A 17,559-nucleotide genomic window follows, 5' to 3' on the forward strand; every position below is an offset into this window, starting at 1 on the left:
ATACTGAAGCGGATATATAAGATAGCTCATCATAAACTATCATATGCTGTTGTCATTCCAAATGTGTTTGGAGTGACTTTTTTATTACAGCCGTTTATATGATAACGACATATTTTAATAATCAGCCTAGTGATTAGAATACACTACGTACGCAACGTAACATTAAGACAAATTATCATTAATAAGTAATTAAAAGAAATTTAATTTCACTTACTACCTTTAGACAAACAATAATTTGTTATACAATAAGATTAATTACATACAAGTAATCAAAGGGGATACATATCATGTCTAATACTGAGCAACTCGATATTTTATATAAACTAAAAAAAGAAGTTGAAAAATCAAATAATGGACGTCTTGTCCACATCATCAATCAAGTTATTAAAAAGGTATACTTAGAACAATACACTGCCACTTTTGTGGGCCACTTCTCAGCAGGGAAATCTACTTTAATTAACTTACTCTTAGAAGAAAGTATTTTGCCAAGTTCGCCTGTACCAACAACAAGCAATACGGCTATTGTTTCTGTGTCAGACGAACCAGGAATTATTGCAAACTTGAGCAATCAACAATATACATTATTAAATAATTACGATGAAGTTAAACAAATGAATCGTGAAAACATAGATGTAGAATCTGTAGAAATAAAATTTCCATCAGACAAATTCAAAAAAGGTTTCACGTTACAAGATACACCTGGTGTAGATTCTAATGTTGCAACACATCAATCAAGCACTGAGGAATTTATGTATACGAGTAATGTACTTTTTTATACAGTAGATTATAACCACGTTCAATCAGCTTTAAATTTCCAATTTATGAAACAGTTAAATGCAGCAAATGTGCCTGTGGTATTTGTAATTAATCAAATAGATAAACATAGCGAAGAAGAAATTACTTTTGAGACATTTAAAGATCGCGTAGAGAAATCAATCGCTGAGTGGGAAATCGAATTAGATCAAATATTTTATGTGTCAAAATATGAGCATGAATATAATGAAATTGACGCGCTTTCTAATTATTTGATTGAAAAAGACACCCATAGAGAATCTATCGAGGATTATGTGGAACGAATTGTTAAATTTATTACTGATGAACAATTATCTTATGTTCAATATGAAATTCAAGATATTTTAGAACAACTTGATATTTTCGAAGCGGATTTTGATCAAGCTTATCTCAATTTCCAACAAAATCAAGAGGTCAGTGAAGAAGCCAAGTTATTAAATAACCCTGATGAATTATATGATTTTTTAAAGCAAAAACGTAAAGATATTTTAGATAATGCATATATCATGACGCATGACACGAGAGAAAAAATCAAAATTTATTTAGAAAGTCGTACGAAAGACTTTAAAGTCGGTGGTTTATTTAATAAAAAACAAAAAACATTAGAAGAACAGCAAAAGAGATTAACAGCAGTTGTTGAACAACTCCAAGACAAAGTGAATCAAGAAGTCAGACAACCACTAAGAGAAGATATGTCATTTTTAACACGATTTATAAATTCTTCAGAGGTCAATGATGACATTCTTAATCAGCATTATACAATACACCCAGAACTCATAACTGATTTATATCAAATGCAAATAACGATTAGTAATCAATACGTTTTAACATTTGCAGATGATTTGATGGCTTCACTCAAAAAATTCATTGCAAAAGAATCTGATCCATTATTTAAAAAAGCCATTAACCATTCACAAGCAAATGATATCGGCACAGAACAAGAAGACGATTATAATGATTATGTGAAATTTATGGAAATGCGCAATTTGAGAGAGTCACTCGAAACACAAAACTACATGCATTATTATATTCATATGGATGACTCTTTAGATAAATTAATAGATCGAACAGAAATCAATTACACAGCACAAGACAATACTGATACTGTAAAGATGAGTAAGAGAAATACAGTTGCAACACATTACGATAACCAAGATAATACCCAAAACATCAAAAATGCACTTGAATTAATTCAAGATATCCCATTATTCGAACAAACAAAACAAGACATTGATGATACATTAACCCGGTTAGAGAATAAAGTTGTTAAAATAGGGGTCTTTGGTACATTTAGCGCAGGTAAGAGTAGTTTAATTAATGCGCTATTAGGTGGTTCGCACTTAGTCAGTTCTCCTAATCCAACCACTGCAGCAATGACTGAATTAACTTATGGTCATGAAAGCCAGATAACCCTTAAATCATCTGAGCAACTTTTAGATGAGTTGAATCAAGTTTTCGAAATTGAAAATAAAACATTTGAAAGTATTGATACGTTTTTAAGTAAAAATACAGATAAAATCAAAGCAACTTTGGAAAAAAATCAATTGGCTTTTGTGAACGCAGTTGAAAAACATTACAGTATGTATAAACGCATGTTAGAAGAAGGACAAACACATACTATTCCGCAAGACGACATTAAAAAGTGGAGTGCAGAAGATGAGTATGCAACGTTTGTAAATACAGTACATCTTAAACTACCAATAGAATGGTTAAAAGATAAAATCATCGTTGATTCTCTAGGTCTACATTCAAATAATCAACGTCATACGAACGAAACTGAGAAAATACTGACATCTTCAGATTTAATCTTATATGTTAGTTATTTTAATCATTCGTTTACAAATAATGACAAGCGCTTTATTGAACACATGAAAGAAATGAACCAGTTGAATGAAAATCAAGCCTTCAAAATGATTATAAATGCGACCGACTTAGCAGAAACTGACGAAGATTTAAATGCTGTGATAGAATATGTTGGTGATGCTTTAACTCAAGTCAACATGGATTCAGATATTTTTGCTGTTTCTAGTAGAGAGGCACTTAAGTCTGGCGATAAAGGTATCGATAAATTACAGGAGAGTATTCAATATTTTACTCAAGTTGAATCTAAATATATACTCCAACAACAAATGTTAAAACAACTCACACATATTTCCGAAGCGTTTGAGCAAATGATTGAAGAAACAACGAACAACAAAGCTCAAATCGAACAACGTAAACAAAAATTAAAAAATTATGAACAATCAACAGTGTTGAGTTATAACATATTACAAACTGCAGAACAACGTGCTTCAAATGAAGTAGAAGACCAAATCTATCATTTAAACGAACGCTTGAAATTACAATTACAAGATGAAGTCAAATCTATTTATAATGGACAAATGACAAAAAACAGTAATTTCAACGAAGAAAAACGACTATCTACGAAAATTTATTTAGATCAAATTCATCAACGCTTGTACTTGGAGCAATCCTTACTTGTTGAACGCGTCAAAAAATACTTCCACGAACAATTGCATAATGAAATTGCGCCATTGAAACAAAAACTTGAACAATTGCATGTATTTATTGAACCAGAATTTGATAAAAACAATATTGAATTAGATGAACCTTATTTAAAAGTGGAGTTAAGTCATATGATTGATGCATTACCTAAGTCACTTTCTAAAAAGAATATACTGCAACCTAAGACACAGGGTGAATTACAAGAACAAATTACACAAGAAACAATCAAGTTGCTCGCCCCTTGTATTGCTGATCTTAGAAAAGCACTCAATGAAATTGTCTTAGTTATGGACGAAAATGCTGAAACAAAATTCAAGCAATTTGAAAATGACATTCATCGTCAAATTAAAGAATTATTATCATTTGAAATCGATGATGCATTGATTCAACAATTGCAAGAAACGAACGCACAATTAAAAGTGTTATTGTAAATAAGAAAGAGGTACACAAAATGTCTAATAAAATATTACTAATAGATGGCATGGCTTTATTATTCCGCCATTTTTATGCTACAAGTCTTCACAAACAATTTATGCGCAATTCTTCAGGTACACCTACAAATGGGATACAAGGGTTTGTGCGTCACGTATTTAGCGCAATCAATGACATACAGCCAACACATGTAGCTGTATGTTGGGATATGGGAAAATCCACTTTCAGAAATGATATGTTTGATGGGTATAAACAAAATAGACCGGCACCACCTGAAGAACTTATTCCTCAATTTGATTATGTGAAAGAGGTGTCCAATCAATTTGGTTTTGTAAACATTGGCGTTCAGAACTATGAAGCTGATGATGTTATTGGAACCTTAGCACATCAATATTCTGATGAAAATCAAATTTATGTAGTAACTGGTGATAAAGACATACTACAATGTATCAATCCCAATGTAGAAATTTGGTTAACTAAAAAGGGGTTCAGCATTTATAATCGCTACACGCTTGATAGATTCCAAAGTGAATATGGATTGAATCCGTTACAACTTATTGATGTAAAAGCGTTTATGGGAGATAGCGCAGATGGTTATCCTGGTGTAAAAGGTATAGGAGAAAAAACAGCAATTAAACTTATTCAAAATTATGGTTCTGTAGAATCTGTCGTTGACGCAATTGATGAATTAACACCTGGTCAACAGAATAAAATAAGTAATGACATGCAAAATTTAAAGGTTTCCAAGTCTTTAGCTAAAATTCACACTGAAGTACCTTTAGATACAACGACGTTATTACAAGATATGAAATTTGGTACAGATATCACTAAGATATTAAATATCTGTAACGAACATGAGTTATACGTATCAGGAAAATACTTGTCTACTCATTTCAGTTAAACATACAAATAAAAAGTGGCTGTTAGCAATCCTTCTGGAAAGTTAGCAGCCACTTTTTATATTATTTGCCTTTTTTATTTTTAGTGATTTTATATAGTGCATTTTTAGCATGATGATTTGCTTCTTTATTTTGATTTCTAGGAATCCATCTTACAAAAAGTAAATCAAACTGTTGTTCTAATTTTAACATTTCACTGTAATAAGGTTTGAATTTATTATTTTTTACGCGTCCCTTATTCAAACTATCTTCAATTAATTTTGAATCTGTATAAACTATCGCCGTTGTCACTTCGTGTTTCACAGCACTTTCTAAAGCAAACACTAACGCGGACCATTCAGCACTATGGTTATCCATTATACCTAAACTAGCGTCATACTGAATCCGTTCATTGTCTGTTACTATGACAACGGCACAAGCACTTTCACCTGGATTACCGGCAGTAGCTGCATCAAAATATATTTTTGCCATAAATTCACCCTCATTATTTAAGTTAATCTAATCTTATCAAAACTATTACATTTATACTATATAATCGCTAATCATATCAGTTGGAAATTCAATATGTTTTTCGTATCATAGACATATATTGAATTTATACTTAATTAGTCGGAGTTGAGCAAGAGAGGTCTGATACTTTGAAAAATATGTTTATTATACATGGTTATCAAGCACATACTGATAGCCATTGGTTTCAATGGTTAGCTGCTAAAATGAGAGCTTCTGATTATGATGTCGAAGTCATATATTTACCAGACTCAAATCATCCAGATATAGATCAGTGGTACAAAGCATTACACAATAGTATGGCACATAAATTAAATTCTGAAACGCTTATTGTCGCTCATAGTCTTGGGGTAGTATCCGTGCTTAATTATTTATCTCAACTTCCTCAATGCCCACATATTAAAGGGTTATTTTTAGTTTCAGGCTTTAATGAAACATTAGAGAATTTACCAGAATTAGATTATTATATCAATCAAACTAACGTTCAGCTTGATCGCATCAATGCTCAACATATTATTACTATTGGTAGCAATTATGACCCTGTTGTTGATATACGCGCAACAGATCATTTGTCTAAAGCTTTAGGAACTCAAACAATTCATATTCCACACCAAGGACACTTTCTAGCTAGCGATGGTTATGTAACATTTGAATATCTAAGAGAACAAATTACTACTGTTTTAAATCAAAAAAACTCTGAAATCGGTATATAACCAATTTCAGAGTTTTTTTAGTAACCTTCATCTAATTTCTGTATTTTACCTTTTCGATACATAGACTTTGCCCAGTAACCGAACGGCACGTTAAATATTGTAGAAATAATTTTCAACAAGTAAGTTGTTATAAAAATTTCAAATACTGCTTCATTTGGCATTGTTCCTAAAAACGCAATAGCTACGAATAATGCTGTATCTATAATATTACTAATTATCGTACTTCCATATGCCCTAATAATAAATGTTCTATCTGAACTGAACACCTTTTTAATCAATGAAAATAGCAGTACATCTAAATGCTGTCCAATGATATATGCAATAACAGAACCTAATGCAATTCTAGGCACAAGATTAAATATTGTATCTAATGCACCTTGTGTCGTGTCCACGGGAGATGGGGTGAAGTGTAACGATAATTGCATGACAATAATCATGACTAACGTTGAACTAAAACCCAACCAAACCGCACGCTTTGCAATTTTTCTACCATATATCTCATTCAAAATGTCAGTAGCTAAATATATCGATGCAAACATTACATTACCTAATGTTGCAGAAATAGTAAAAATATCTACTGTTTTTATTACTTGTATATTAGCGATAATTGTACCAATTGCAATCCAAGCAATTAATCCTTGTTTTCCAAAAAAGCGATACATTACGACTAATAATAAAAATGTGATTAAAAACGTTAACACACCAAAAACTTCGTTAAACAATTTAAATTCCTCCTAAATTTTGATGATGCGGGTGTTTAGAAACCGCATATTTAACAACTGCATTATCTTATCAGATAAATTAAAAATTGCAAGTATACTTTAAAAATTAATACACATTATTTCTACATTAATCTTAATTGCAAATTTAATATTAAACAATCGTAGTTACAAATGATATAATACCTTCAAGCGTCAAATCTTAATATAATTAAATACTTTTATTTACAGAAACACAGGAGAGTGAAGATTATTCTAACTTATTCTGAAAAAGAAGCAATTGATGCGATAGATCATTTAATGAACACCTACTGCAAAGAATGCTTGCTTAAAAATCATATCAGAAAGACTGAAGGAAAAACACAGGCACATCACTTTTGTATAAATGAGTGTTCAATTGGAAAACAAATTAAACAAATAGGAAATGAATTACAATAAGGAGGATTTATCATGGAAATTTTAAATGTAGAAGCAACCCCAAATCCAAATACAATGAAATTTGTATATAGCGTAGAAGGTGGAGATACAAAACCCAACACGTATACTAAAGTAAAAGAAGGACAACCTGAATTTATTAATGCCGTATTAGAAGTAGAGGGTGTTAAATCTATATTCCAAGCTATGGATTTTATTTCAGTTGATAAACAAGCTAATGTTGAGTGGGATGATGTATTACCGAATATATTAGCTACGTTAGAAAGAATATAAATATAACAAGGAGGTTCCTTGATGGAAATTGTTCGTGTTGAACCTACACCAAGTCCAAATACAATGAAAATTGTCTTGAGTGAGAAAAGAGAAGATAATAAATCAAATACGTATACTGCAGTTGCAGAGGGACAACCTCATTTTATTAATGATGTATTAGCAATAGAAGGCGTTAAGTCTATATTCTATGTCATGGACTTTTTAGCAGTGGACAAAAAGCCGAAATTTGATTGGGAAGATGTTTTACCTAACGTAACTGCAACGTTAAATGAAGACCAAGAAGAAATAAGTGAACCTTTACCTGATGAACACTATGGAGAGGTTAAGGCTGAAGTATTAAAATTTAAGGGGATTCCTTATCAAATCAAACTTACTACAAGCTCTGAAGAAAAACGCAAACAATTACCAGAAATTTATATAGATAGCATGCTAGCTGCACAAAAAGATAATGATAATATTGTCTTTCTTCGCAAATGGGATGATTTAGGTGTGCGCTACGGTGAATTAGATGATATTATGGCTGAAGTATTTGAAGAAATTACTGTGATTTATCCTGAAGAACGCTTAAAAACACTTGTCCAAGAAGCATTAGCTACAGATATTGTTGTACCAGAAAAACAATATCAACACGTTACGCTTGAAGCTTATCAAGCTGCAGATGACTGGAAAGAACGATTAAGAATGTTAAAATCCTTCCCAACACCAACTGTACAAGATTTCCCATTATTAGGTGAAGCAGTGAGCGATGAGCAAAAAATACCCTTGAGACGTGAAGCTATCGTACTACTTGGAATGGTGGAAGATAAGGCTGTATTACCTTATCTGTTTAAAGGTTTAAATGACAAAAGTCCTGCAGTAAGACGTACGGCAGGAGACTGTTTAAGCGATTTAGGTTTCAAACAAGCGCTACCCGAAATGGAAAAAGCATTGAATGACCCACAAAAAATTGTAAGATGGAGAGCTGCAATGTTTATCTTTGACGAAGGTGGCCCTGAACAACTCGAATCATTAAGAGCACATGCAGATGACCCTGCATACGAAGTAAAACTACAAATAGAGATGGCAGTTTCTAGAATAGAAAATGGTGACGAAGCTTTAGGATCCGTTTGGAAACAAATTGCTAACAGAAACAAGTAATTACTGATAAAAATGAATTAAAAGATAAATTTTAGGAGTGTTATCAATGAATGCATATGATGCTTATATGAATGAATTATCTACACAAATGCGTAGTGAATTAACAGAACATGATTTTGAAAGTTTAGAATCTGCTGAAGCAGTTTCTAATTATATGAATAATGTCGCAGCAGATGACACAACTTTTGTAGTTATTAACTCTACATGTGGTTGCGCAGCTGGGTTAGCAAGACCTGCAGCAGTGACTGTTGTTGAACAAAATGATAAAAAACCTAGTAATAAAGTCACAGTTTTTGCAGGACAAGACAAGGAAGCTACTGAAGAAATGAGATCATTTATTCAGCAAGTACCGTCTAGTCCATCATTCGCTTTATTTGAAGGTCAAGAATTAAAACATTTTATTCCACGCGAACATATTGAAGGTAGAGATATTCAAGATATTTGTATGGATATCAAAGATGCTTTCGATGAATATTGCTAATTACTTAATTTAATATAATCTGTTATTTTATATTAAATGATAATAGTAATTGGACTTGGATAAATGTTTCTCTAAACCAACTTATCATATCTAACTTATTATTTAAGATATGGTAAGTTGGTTTTTTAAATTTAAAAATAATGCTACATTTTAAACGTTTTCAAAAAAATAATGTATACTTTATATAAAGTGAATTGTTTTTTACACAATTAATAGTAAACTCTTTTAATTGTCAGTAATTTCCAATAAGATAAATATAAATAATAGAAAGGAGTGTGGTTGTTATGCTTAATAGTTTTGACCAATCATATCACAATCTATGCGAAGAAATTTTAGACATCGGCAAACAAAAAAATGATCGCACAAATACAGGCACAATTTCAAAATTCGGACATCAATTAAGATTTGACCTCTCGAAAGGATTTCCTTTATTAACAACCAAAAAAGTATCCTTTAAATTAATTGCAACGGAATTATTGTGGTTTATCAAAGGTGATACGAACATTAAATATTTACTCCAATATAATAACAATATTTGGAATGAATGGGCGTTTGAGAATTATGTGAAATCATCAGATTATAAAGGGCCAGATATGACCGATTTTGGACATAGAGCACAAGCAGATGAATCTTTTAATAAACTATATAAGGAACAAATGCAAAAGTTCAAACAACAGATTTTAAACGATGATGCATTTGCCCAAAAATTTGGTGACTTAGGCAATGTGTATGGTAAACAATGGCGCGACTGGGAAGATAAAAATGGTAACCATTTCGATCAACTTAAGACTGTTATAGAACAAATCAAAAACAATCCGAATTCTCGACGTCATATTGTCTCAGCTTGGAATCCAACTGAAATAGATACCATGGCATTGCCACCATGTCATACGATGTTTCAATTCTATGTACAAGAGGGTAAATTAAGTTGTCAACTTTATCAAAGAAGTGCAGATATATTTTTAGGTGTGCCATTTAATATTGCTAGTTATAGTTTATTAACGCATTTAATTGCGAAAGAATGTGGACTAGAGGTTGGAGAATTTGTGCATACATTTGGCGATGCCCACATTTACGCTAATCATATTGATGCTATAGAAACACAATTATCACGTGATGGTTTTGAACCACCTCAATTAAAAATCAACAGTGATGCTTCTATTTTCGATATCAATTACGAGGATTTGGAAATTATAGATTATAACTCTCATCCAGCAATAAAAGCACCGATAGCAGTGTAATCTACAAAACGATCAAAATTGATTAATATATGATAATTATTAAAAATTCAAAATAATATTTTACTATATTAGCAGTAGGGAGGAAAAATATGACACTATCAATACTCGTGGCGCATGACCAACAACGTGTTATCGGCGTAGATAACACATTACCTTGGCATTTACCGAATGACCTTAAACACGTTAAAAAATTAAGTACTAACAATACCCTCGTTATGGGACGCGCAACATTCGACTCTATAGGAAAACCACTTCCTAACAGGCGAAACGTTGTATTAACTAGAAATAAAGCGTTTCAACATGAAGGCGTTGATGTAATTCATTCTATGGATGATATATTTGATTTACCTGGCCATGTTTTCGTATTTGGTGGTCAATCATTATTTGAAGCAATGATTGATAAAGTTGACGATATGTATATCACAGTAATTGAAGATAAATTTGATGGGGATACATTTTTCCCACCTTATACATTCGAAGATTGGGAAGTCGAATCATCAGTTAAAGGGGAATTAGATGACAAAAATACAATTCCTCATACTTTTTTACATTTAATTCGTAAGAAAAATTCATAGGAGGATATTATGATTAAAAAGAAAATTGTAACCGATTCAACTTCAGACTTATCAAATGACTATTTAGTTGAAAATGATATCCATGTTGTACCACTTAACTTAACAATAGATGGAAAATCATACGTAGACCAAGTCGATATCACTTCTGAAGCATATATACAAAGAATTCAGGATGATGCAGATGTTAAAACAAGTCAACCAGCGATTGGCAAATTCATTGAGATGTATGATGAATTAGGTGCTGATGGTTCTGAAATCATTAGTATTCATATCACTTCGGGATTAAGTGGTACTTATCAAACTGCACTGCAAGCCAGTCAAATTTCTGATAGCAATGTAACGGTTATAGACTCTAAATCAATTTCCTTTGGTTTAGGTTATCAAATTCAGCACGTTGTAGATTGGAATAATGAAGGTATTGCAACTGAAAAAATTATTGAAAAATTGAATGAATTACAAAAAAACATTAAACTTTATGTTGTTATTGGCCAACTTAATCAACTGATTAAAGGTGGGCGTATTAGTAAAACAAAAGGTTTAATTGGGAATATGATGAAAATTAAGCCAATTGGTACACTTGTTGATGGGAAACTTGAAATGTTACACAATTCACGTACGCAAAATGCAAGTGTTCAATTTTTAAAGAAAGAAATAAGTCACTTTATAGGGGATAAGAATATAAAATCTATTGGTATTGCTCATGCCAATGTCATTGAATTTGTAGATAAGGTTAAAAAGCAATTTTCTGAAGAATTTAATTTCCATCATTTCGATACAAATATAACAACACCTGTTATCTCAACACATGCTGGTCAAGGCGCCATTGGATTAATTGTTTTAAGATCTTAATATGATTTTGCTCCATATATGCTGTTACTATTATTAAGAAAATTTACAGTCCTTATATTATTTATAAACAATTTGATAGCATATCTCTTAAAATAATGGTAACTTTATGACAAAATAGATATAGGAGGTATATTATGGCTTATGCGACATTAGCTGGCGGTTGTTTCTGGTGTTTAGTTAAACCTTTTACTTCTTATCCAGGTATCGAAAATGTTGTTTCTGGTTATAGTGGTGGCCATTTGGATAATCCTACTTACGAAAGTGTAAGTACGAATCAAACTGGTCATGTAGAAGCAGTACAAATCACATATAACTCTGAAATCACTTCCTTCGAAAATATTTTAGATGTTTATTTCAAAACATTTGACCCAACTGATAATGGTGGCCAATTTTTTGATCGTGGTGAACACTACGAACCAGCCATTTTTTATCACAATGAAGAACAAAAGAAAGCTGCAGAAGCAAAAATACAGCAATTAAATGAACAGGCTATTTTTAATAATCCTGTAATTACACCCATCAAACCATATAAAAACTTTTATCCTGCTGAATCACAACATCAAGATTATTATAAAAAAAATCCATTGCATTATGAGCAATATCAACGTGGATCAGGACGTAAAGCATTTATAGAAAAACATTGGGGGGAACAAAATGATTAAAAAAAGCAAAGATAGTTTAAATGAAATGGAATACCTAGTTACACAAGAAAATGGAACAGAACCTCCATTCCAAAATGAGTACTGGAACCATTATGAAAAAGGCATTTATGTCGATAAAATTTCAGGAAAACCTTTATTCACCTCAGAAGAAAAATTTGAATCAGATTGTGGTTGGCCTAGTTTTTCTAAAGCTCTAGATGATGAAGAAGTTGTTGAACTTGTAGATAAAACTTTCGGCATGGTACGTACAGAAGTACGTTCAGATGATGCAAACAGTCATCTCGGTCATGTATTTAATGATGGACCGAAAGAAAGTGGCGGTTTAAGATATTGTATTAATTCCGCAGCAGTTCAATTTATTCCTTTCGAAAAGCTTGAAGAATTAGGCTATGAAGATTTAATATCACATTTTGAAAAATAAGGAGCGAACAAGATATGTTTAAAAAATTATTCGGCAAAGGTAAAGAAGTCAATAAGGATAGTGTTATTTATGCGCCAATTACAGGAGAATATGTAAAAATTGAAGATATTCCAGACCCAGTTTTCGCACAAAAAATGATGGGCGAAGGTTTTGGAGTAAACCCAACAGAAGGCGAAGTCGTATCACCAATCGACGGAAAAGTAGATAATGTATTTCCAACTAAACATGCTATAGGCTTAAAAGCTGACAATGGTTTAGAATTGCTCGTTCATATCGGTTTAGACACAGTTCAATTGGATGGCAAGGGATTTGAAATTTTAGTTGAAAGTGGAGATACAGTAAGTGTTGGCGATCCATTATTACGTTTTGACTTAGATTATATTAAAGAAAATGCGAAATCTGTAATTTCACCAATCATTATCACAAATTCTGATAATACCTCATCTCTTAATGTTGCAGATGTAAATTCTATTACTAAAGGCGAGACAAAAATCGTTGATGTGACAATGAACTAATGAAAGATCATTCATTTTATCAATTTGTGCTAACGGCAAGAGGTCGTAAAAACGAAAAAGGTGAATTAGCAGAAGAAATTTTTGATGATTTATCTTTTCCGAGACAAGAGAAAGATTTTCATATTATATCTGATTATATAGAGACACAAGGCAATTATCCCATTTCAATGGCTGTGTTCGATGATTTATATGAAGAATATACAGAATGGCTAAAATTTTAAATCACTTAATGTTTGTGTATATAGATTCAAATATATTAAAATATTATAGTGTCATATAAGTAGCTGGGATTAATCGAATATGGTTCAATCCTAGCTTTTTTATTTTAGTTAAACTTTAATAGGAATTTTTACATATGTAGTAGGAAGTGATTAAATGTCAGATCATAAAGACATACATGAGGAAAACAGTAACGACAGTAATAACGATAATAATCACCAAAATAAATCTAAATTCTTAAATTTCAAACGCAGCCATTTCATTTTATTGATAATAGCTACTGTGATCATCACAGCACTCATTGCAGTATTTGCAACAATTGGCGTTAGTAATTGGAAAAGCGGACTAAATAGTGATCAACGAACAGAAATGCAAAAGGTGCAAAAAGTTTATAAAACTTTAAATAATGAATATTATAAAGAGACAGATTCCGAAAAATTATCTGAAGCTGCTATTGATGGAATGGTAAAAGAGTTAGATGATCCATATTCTGACTATATGACTAAAAAAGAAACGAAATCTTTTAATGAAGATGTTTCTGGAGATTTTGTAGGCATCGGCGCAGAAATGCAAAAGAAAGGCAATAAAATTGAAATCACAAGTCCAATGAAAGGTTCGCCAGCTGAAAAAGCAGGTATACAACCTAAAGATGTTGTGACTAAAGTTGATGGTAAATCTATCAAAGGACAACCATTGGAAGCGATTGTAAATAAAGTGCGCGGTAAAAAAGGAACGAATGTAACTCTAACAATTGAAAGAGCTAACCAAGCACACGATATCACAATTGAGCGTGATAAAATACACGTAAAAAGCGTTGAATATGAAAAACAAAATGACATAGGTGTCTTTACTATCAACAAATTCCAAGATAGCACTGCAGGAGAATTAAAATCTTCAATTATCAAAGCACATAAAGATGGCGTCCGTAAAATTGTTTTAGACTTACGTAATAACCCAGGTGGTTTATTAGATGAAGCGATTAAAATGGCTAATATATTTATAGATAAAGGTGAAACCGTTGTACAACTTCAAAAAGGCGACCATAAAGAAGAAATTACAGCTTCTAATGATGCTTTAAAAGAAGCTAAAGACATGGAAGTATCAATTCTTGTCAATAAAGGCTCTGCAAGTGCTTCTGAGGTATTTACAGGTGCTATGAAAGACTATGACAAGGCCAAGGTTTATGGTTCTAAAACATTTGGTAAAGGAATTGTTCAAACAACAAATGAATTTGACGATGGATCATTATTAAAATTCACCAACATGAAATGGCTAACACCACATTCACATTACATTCATGGTAAGGGAATTAAGCCGGATGTAAAAATTAATGAACCAGAATACCAAACATTAAATGTTATACCTAATGATAAAACATTTGAGGTGGGTGATAGCGATAAAAATGTTAAAACAATGAAGGTTGGATTATCTGCATTGGGTCATAAAGTAAATAATAACTCTAATGAATTTGATAATGCTTTGCAATCTGCTATTGAATCATTCCAAAAAGAAAATAATTTGGAAGTAAATGGCACATTCGACAAAAAAACAAATGAAAAATTTACCCAAGCGCTTGTCAACAAAGCAAATAAAGAGGATACTGTTTTACAAAATCTTCTTAAAAAATTAAATTAACTATAGAGAGGTACTATTTCTATGATTAGAATTGCTAACAAAAACGATTTATCAAGTGTTCTAAAAATTGTAAAAGAAGCTAAAGCAATCATGAAACAAGATAATAATAACCAATGGGATGAACAATATCCTTTGGAGCAGCATTTCAAAGAAGACATACAAAAAGAAACACTTTATGTACTTGAAGAAACTTCTATAATTTATGCTTTTATAGTTGTCGACCAACAACAATCAGAGTGGTATGATGAACTAGAATGGCCAATTGACAGAAGTGGTGCATATGTAATCCACAGACTTGCTGTTTCATCAGCATATAAAGGTGCTGCTACTCAATTATTTAACTTTGCTGTTAACCTTGCACTTAATCATAATATTCACGTTATAGTGACAGATACATTTGCATTAAACAAACGTGCACAAGGTCTGTTTAATAAATTGGGCTTTAATAAAGTAGGCGAGGCAGAAATTGATTACCCTCCTTTTAATAAAGGAGAACCCTTTTATGCCTATTATAAAAAATTAGAAGAATAGAGGTTACAATATGACGAAAATCGCATTTACTGGGGGAGGCACTGTTGGACATGTCTCAGTCAATTTAAGTTTAATACCCACTGCCTTGGAAGAAGGTTATGAAACCTTTTACATCGGTTCAAAAAAAGGAATTGAACGCGAGATGATAGAATCTCAATTACCTGAAATCAAATATCATTCAATTTCTAGTGGTAAATTAAGACGTTATATTTCTTGGGACAATATAAAAGACGTATTTAAAGTATTAAAAGGTGTATTAGATGCGAGAAAAGTATTAAAGAAAGAGAAACCTGACTTATTATTTTCAAAAGGTGGTTTTGTATCTGTGCCAGTAGTTATGGCTGCAAAATCTTTGAAAATTCCAACAATAATTCATGAATCAGATTTAACGCCTGGCTTAGCTAACAAGATTTCACTCAAATTTGCTAAGAAAATCTACACTACTTTTGAAGATACATTGCAGTATCTCCCTAAAGATAAAGCAGATTTCGTCGGCGCAACTGTGCGTGAAGATTTGAAAACTGGAGATAAAAACCGAGGATATCAACTCACTAAATTTACTAATGATAAAAAAGTATTGCTCGTTATGGGTGGTAGTCTAGGTAGTAAAAAATTAAATGAAATCATACGACAAAATTTAGACGCACTGAATGAAAGCTATCAAGTTGTACATTTAACTGGTAAAGGCTTGTTAGAAAAGCAATATTCAAATAAAGATGGTTATATTCAATTTGAATTCGTGAAAGATGATTTAACAGACCTTTTAGCAATTACTGATACGGTTATTAGTCGTGCTGGCTCAAATGCGATTTATGAATTTTTAGCACTTAGAATTCCTATGTTATTAATTCCTCTTGGTTTGGATCAATCCCGTGGTGATCAAATTGATAACGCTAAGAATTTTGAATCTAAAGGTTTTGGTAAAACACTACCAGAAGATACGTTAACTGAAACACAATTAATCACACAGCTTAATGAAATTGAAGCTAACCGTGAATCGATAGTTAAACAAATGCAAACATATAAAGAAAGCTATACGCGTCAAGATTTATTCAATAAAATTATTAATGACGCACTAAACTAATGGGAGGTCATATGCAATGAGTCGATGGAAACGAATATCATTACTAATCATTTTCACTTTAATATTTGGCATCATTGCATTCTTTCATGAATCTAGATTAGGAAAATGGATTGATAATGAAGTATACGAATTTATTTATTCTTCTGAAAGTTTTATTACGACTACTTTCTTCTTAGGCGTAACTAAGATTGGTGAAGTATGGGCAATGGTTTGCTTGTCACTACTGTTAATTGCTTATTTAATGCTAAAACGATTAAATATTGAGGCTTTGTTTTTTGCTATCGCAATGAGTTTATCAGGGACTTTAAATCCTTTGCTAAAGAACCTCTTTGATAGAGAACGTCCAACATTATTAAGGCTCATTGATATTTCTGGGTTTAGCTTCCCAAGTGGTCATGCTATGGGCTCCGCCACATTCTTTGGCAGTACGATGTATATCGCTAATCGAGTGCTACAAGGTAAATCCAGAGCATTTATGATAGGATTATCTGCATTATTTATCATTTTAATATCATCATCTCGCGTATACCTTGGTGTTCACTATCCAACTGATATCATTGCTGGAATCATTGGTGGCGCGTTCTGTGTGGTACTACCAACGCTTATTTTAAGACATAAACTACAAGTTTAGTATTGATAGTTTATCAATACTAAATCAACTAGATATATGTTGCATCTAGTTGGATAGTCTGCCGAAAAGTCACTGACTTTTCGGCAGTTTTTTATTTATAATTTTGAAAATATCTTGTTTGCATTTTGAATTGCAAAAAAACAAGCCAAACGTCAATATTAACTTAACGTTTGGCTTGCCTTAATTTTGAGCAACTTGATATATAACGTATCTTGTTGCTTTTTGTGTCAAAATTTATTATAAAAACCGATTTTACAATGTAAAACCGGTTTTTATATTCACGTTGTCTCGCAACGTTAGTCT

20 protein-coding genes are annotated in these 17,559 nt (G+C 31.9%); 18 read left to right on the top strand and 2 right to left on the bottom strand.

Translation table 11 applies throughout. From position 1 onward, the window contains the following. Positions 1 to 287 precede the first annotated feature (287 nt). Positions 288 to 3,728: a dynamin family protein gene (locus AST02_RS03335; RefSeq protein ID WP_069815613.1), complete on the top strand. Its 3,441-nt coding sequence runs from the start codon at positions 288 to 290 to the stop codon at positions 3,726 to 3,728. A 20-nt stretch (positions 3,729 to 3,748) separates the two neighbouring features. After that, on the top strand, positions 3,749 to 4,630 hold the full coding sequence (locus AST02_RS03340) for a 5'-3' exonuclease (RefSeq protein ID WP_046465346.1): 882 nt from the start codon (positions 3,749 to 3,751) through the stop codon (positions 4,628 to 4,630). Between the two features lie 61 nt (positions 4,631 to 4,691). Here AST02_RS03340 and AST02_RS03345 read toward each other — a convergent pair whose 3' ends face one another. Beyond that, positions 4,692 to 5,099 carry a ribonuclease HI family protein gene (locus AST02_RS03345; protein WP_069815615.1) on the bottom strand — a complete coding sequence of 136 codons (408 nt, stop codon included), beginning with the start codon at positions 5,097 to 5,099 and terminating at the stop codon, positions 4,692 to 4,694. 167 nt (positions 5,100 to 5,266) lie between these two features. Between AST02_RS03345 and AST02_RS03350 the strand changes: the two genes are divergently transcribed. Continuing rightward, positions 5,267 to 5,848 carry an RBBP9/YdeN family alpha/beta hydrolase gene (locus AST02_RS03350; RefSeq protein WP_069815617.1) on the top strand — a complete coding sequence of 194 codons (582 nt, stop codon included), beginning with the start codon at positions 5,267 to 5,269 and terminating at the stop codon, positions 5,846 to 5,848. 17 nt (positions 5,849 to 5,865) lie between these two features. Here AST02_RS03350 and AST02_RS03355 read toward each other — a convergent pair whose 3' ends face one another. Next, entirely contained in the window at positions 5,866 to 6,570 is a 705-nt protein-coding gene (locus AST02_RS03355; protein ID WP_069815619.1) for a queuosine precursor transporter, read from the bottom strand. 240 nt (positions 6,571 to 6,810) lie between these two features. Between AST02_RS03355 and AST02_RS03360 the strand changes: the two genes are divergently transcribed. From AST02_RS03360 to AST02_RS03430, 15 genes are all read left to right on the top strand, one after another. Further along, positions 6,811 to 7,005 (top strand): zinc-finger domain-containing protein, encoded by a 195-nt coding sequence (locus tag AST02_RS03360; protein WP_046465342.1) that lies wholly within the window; start codon positions 6,811 to 6,813, stop codon positions 7,003 to 7,005. A gap of 12 nt (positions 7,006 to 7,017) precedes the next feature. Continuing rightward, complete coding sequence (locus tag AST02_RS03365; RefSeq protein ID WP_002507599.1) at positions 7,018 to 7,275, top strand: NifU N-terminal domain-containing protein; 258 nt, start codon at positions 7,018 to 7,020, stop codon at positions 7,273 to 7,275. A gap of 21 nt (positions 7,276 to 7,296) precedes the next feature. Next, positions 7,297 to 8,412, top strand: coding sequence for a conserved virulence factor C family protein (locus AST02_RS03370; protein ID WP_069815621.1), 1,116 nt, complete (start codon positions 7,297 to 7,299; stop codon positions 8,410 to 8,412). Positions 8,413 to 8,458: 46 nt separating this feature from the next. After that, the gene (gene brxA, locus AST02_RS03375; RefSeq protein WP_046465340.1) at positions 8,459 to 8,893 is read left to right on the top strand and encodes a bacilliredoxin BrxA; all 435 of its coding nucleotides are present in this window, start codon (positions 8,459 to 8,461) and stop codon (positions 8,891 to 8,893) included. 284 nt (positions 8,894 to 9,177) lie between these two features. Beyond that, complete coding sequence (locus AST02_RS03380; protein ID WP_046465339.1) at positions 9,178 to 10,134, top strand: thymidylate synthase; 957 nt, start codon at positions 9,178 to 9,180, stop codon at positions 10,132 to 10,134. An 89-nt stretch (positions 10,135 to 10,223) separates the two neighbouring features. Next, positions 10,224 to 10,709, top strand: coding sequence for a dihydrofolate reductase (locus tag AST02_RS03385; RefSeq protein WP_069815623.1), 486 nt, complete (start codon positions 10,224 to 10,226; stop codon positions 10,707 to 10,709). Between the two features lie 9 nt (positions 10,710 to 10,718). Continuing rightward, positions 10,719 to 11,558, top strand: coding sequence for a DegV family protein (locus tag AST02_RS03390; RefSeq protein ID WP_069815626.1), 840 nt, complete (start codon positions 10,719 to 10,721; stop codon positions 11,556 to 11,558). 134 nt (positions 11,559 to 11,692) lie between these two features. Then, a complete protein-coding gene (gene msrA / locus AST02_RS03395; RefSeq protein WP_002507605.1) occupies positions 11,693 to 12,220 on the top strand; it encodes a peptide-methionine (S)-S-oxide reductase MsrA in 528 nt (175 codons plus the stop codon). After that, positions 12,213 to 12,641, top strand: coding sequence for a peptide-methionine (R)-S-oxide reductase MsrB (gene msrB / locus AST02_RS03400; protein ID WP_046465336.1), 429 nt, complete (start codon positions 12,213 to 12,215; stop codon positions 12,639 to 12,641). The genes msrA and msrB overlap by 8 nt, the downstream gene beginning before the upstream one ends. A 14-nt stretch (positions 12,642 to 12,655) precedes the next feature. After that, positions 12,656 to 13,156, top strand: a complete 501-nt coding sequence (locus AST02_RS03405) for a PTS sugar transporter subunit IIA (protein WP_069815628.1) — start codon at positions 12,656 to 12,658, stop codon at positions 13,154 to 13,156. Then, entirely contained in the window at positions 13,156 to 13,377 is a 222-nt protein-coding gene (locus AST02_RS03410) for a YozE family protein (RefSeq protein WP_046465334.1), read from the top strand. The genes AST02_RS03405 and AST02_RS03410 overlap by 1 nt, the downstream gene beginning before the upstream one ends. A 154-nt stretch (positions 13,378 to 13,531) precedes the next feature. Then, positions 13,532 to 15,010 carry a S41 family peptidase gene (locus AST02_RS03415; RefSeq protein WP_069815630.1) on the top strand — a complete coding sequence of 493 codons (1,479 nt, stop codon included), beginning with the start codon at positions 13,532 to 13,534 and terminating at the stop codon, positions 15,008 to 15,010. A 21-nt stretch (positions 15,011 to 15,031) separates the two neighbouring features. Continuing rightward, entirely contained in the window at positions 15,032 to 15,541 is a 510-nt protein-coding gene (locus AST02_RS03420; protein WP_069815632.1) for a GNAT family N-acetyltransferase, read from the top strand. Between the two features lie 10 nt (positions 15,542 to 15,551). Next, positions 15,552 to 16,625 carry an undecaprenyldiphospho-muramoylpentapeptide beta-N-acetylglucosaminyltransferase gene (locus tag AST02_RS03425; RefSeq protein WP_069815634.1) on the top strand — a complete coding sequence of 358 codons (1,074 nt, stop codon included), beginning with the start codon at positions 15,552 to 15,554 and terminating at the stop codon, positions 16,623 to 16,625. Between the two features lie 16 nt (positions 16,626 to 16,641). Beyond that, positions 16,642 to 17,256, top strand: a complete 615-nt coding sequence (locus AST02_RS03430; protein WP_046465330.1) for a phosphatase PAP2 family protein — start codon at positions 16,642 to 16,644, stop codon at positions 17,254 to 17,256. Positions 17,257 to 17,559: the final 303 nt, after the last annotated feature.

Origin of the sequence: Staphylococcus equorum (genome assembly GCF_001747895.1) — a bacterium.
Taxonomy (GTDB): Bacteria; Bacillota; Bacilli; order Staphylococcales; family Staphylococcaceae; genus Staphylococcus; species Staphylococcus equorum_A.

Coding starts and splice junctions, on each gene's coding strand:
- AST02_RS03335 (WP_069815613.1), top strand. CDS start 288: ATGTCTAATACTGAGCAACTCGATATTTTATATAAACTAAAAAAAGAA.
- AST02_RS03340 (WP_046465346.1), top strand. CDS start 3,749: ATGTCTAATAAAATATTACTAATAGATGGCATGGCTTTATTATTCCGC.
- AST02_RS03345 (WP_069815615.1), bottom strand. CDS start 5,099: ATGGCAAAAATATATTTTGATGCAGCTACTGCCGGTAATCCAGGTGAA.
- AST02_RS03365 (WP_002507599.1), top strand. CDS start 7,018: ATGGAAATTTTAAATGTAGAAGCAACCCCAAATCCAAATACAATGAAA.
- AST02_RS03370 (WP_069815621.1), top strand. CDS start 7,297: ATGGAAATTGTTCGTGTTGAACCTACACCAAGTCCAAATACAATGAAA.
- brxA (WP_046465340.1), top strand. CDS start 8,459: ATGAATGCATATGATGCTTATATGAATGAATTATCTACACAAATGCGT.
- AST02_RS03380 (WP_046465339.1), top strand. CDS start 9,178: ATGCTTAATAGTTTTGACCAATCATATCACAATCTATGCGAAGAAATT.
- AST02_RS03385 (WP_069815623.1), top strand. CDS start 10,224: ATGACACTATCAATACTCGTGGCGCATGACCAACAACGTGTTATCGGC.
- AST02_RS03390 (WP_069815626.1), top strand. CDS start 10,719: ATGATTAAAAAGAAAATTGTAACCGATTCAACTTCAGACTTATCAAAT.
- msrA (WP_002507605.1), top strand. CDS start 11,693: ATGGCTTATGCGACATTAGCTGGCGGTTGTTTCTGGTGTTTAGTTAAA.
- msrB (WP_046465336.1), top strand. CDS start 12,213: ATGATTAAAAAAAGCAAAGATAGTTTAAATGAAATGGAATACCTAGTT.
- AST02_RS03405 (WP_069815628.1), top strand. CDS start 12,656: ATGTTTAAAAAATTATTCGGCAAAGGTAAAGAAGTCAATAAGGATAGT.
- AST02_RS03410 (WP_046465334.1), top strand. CDS start 13,156: ATGAAAGATCATTCATTTTATCAATTTGTGCTAACGGCAAGAGGTCGT.
- AST02_RS03415 (WP_069815630.1), top strand. CDS start 13,532: ATGTCAGATCATAAAGACATACATGAGGAAAACAGTAACGACAGTAAT.
- AST02_RS03420 (WP_069815632.1), top strand. CDS start 15,032: ATGATTAGAATTGCTAACAAAAACGATTTATCAAGTGTTCTAAAAATT.
- AST02_RS03425 (WP_069815634.1), top strand. CDS start 15,552: ATGACGAAAATCGCATTTACTGGGGGAGGCACTGTTGGACATGTCTCA.
- AST02_RS03430 (WP_046465330.1), top strand. CDS start 16,642: ATGAGTCGATGGAAACGAATATCATTACTAATCATTTTCACTTTAATA.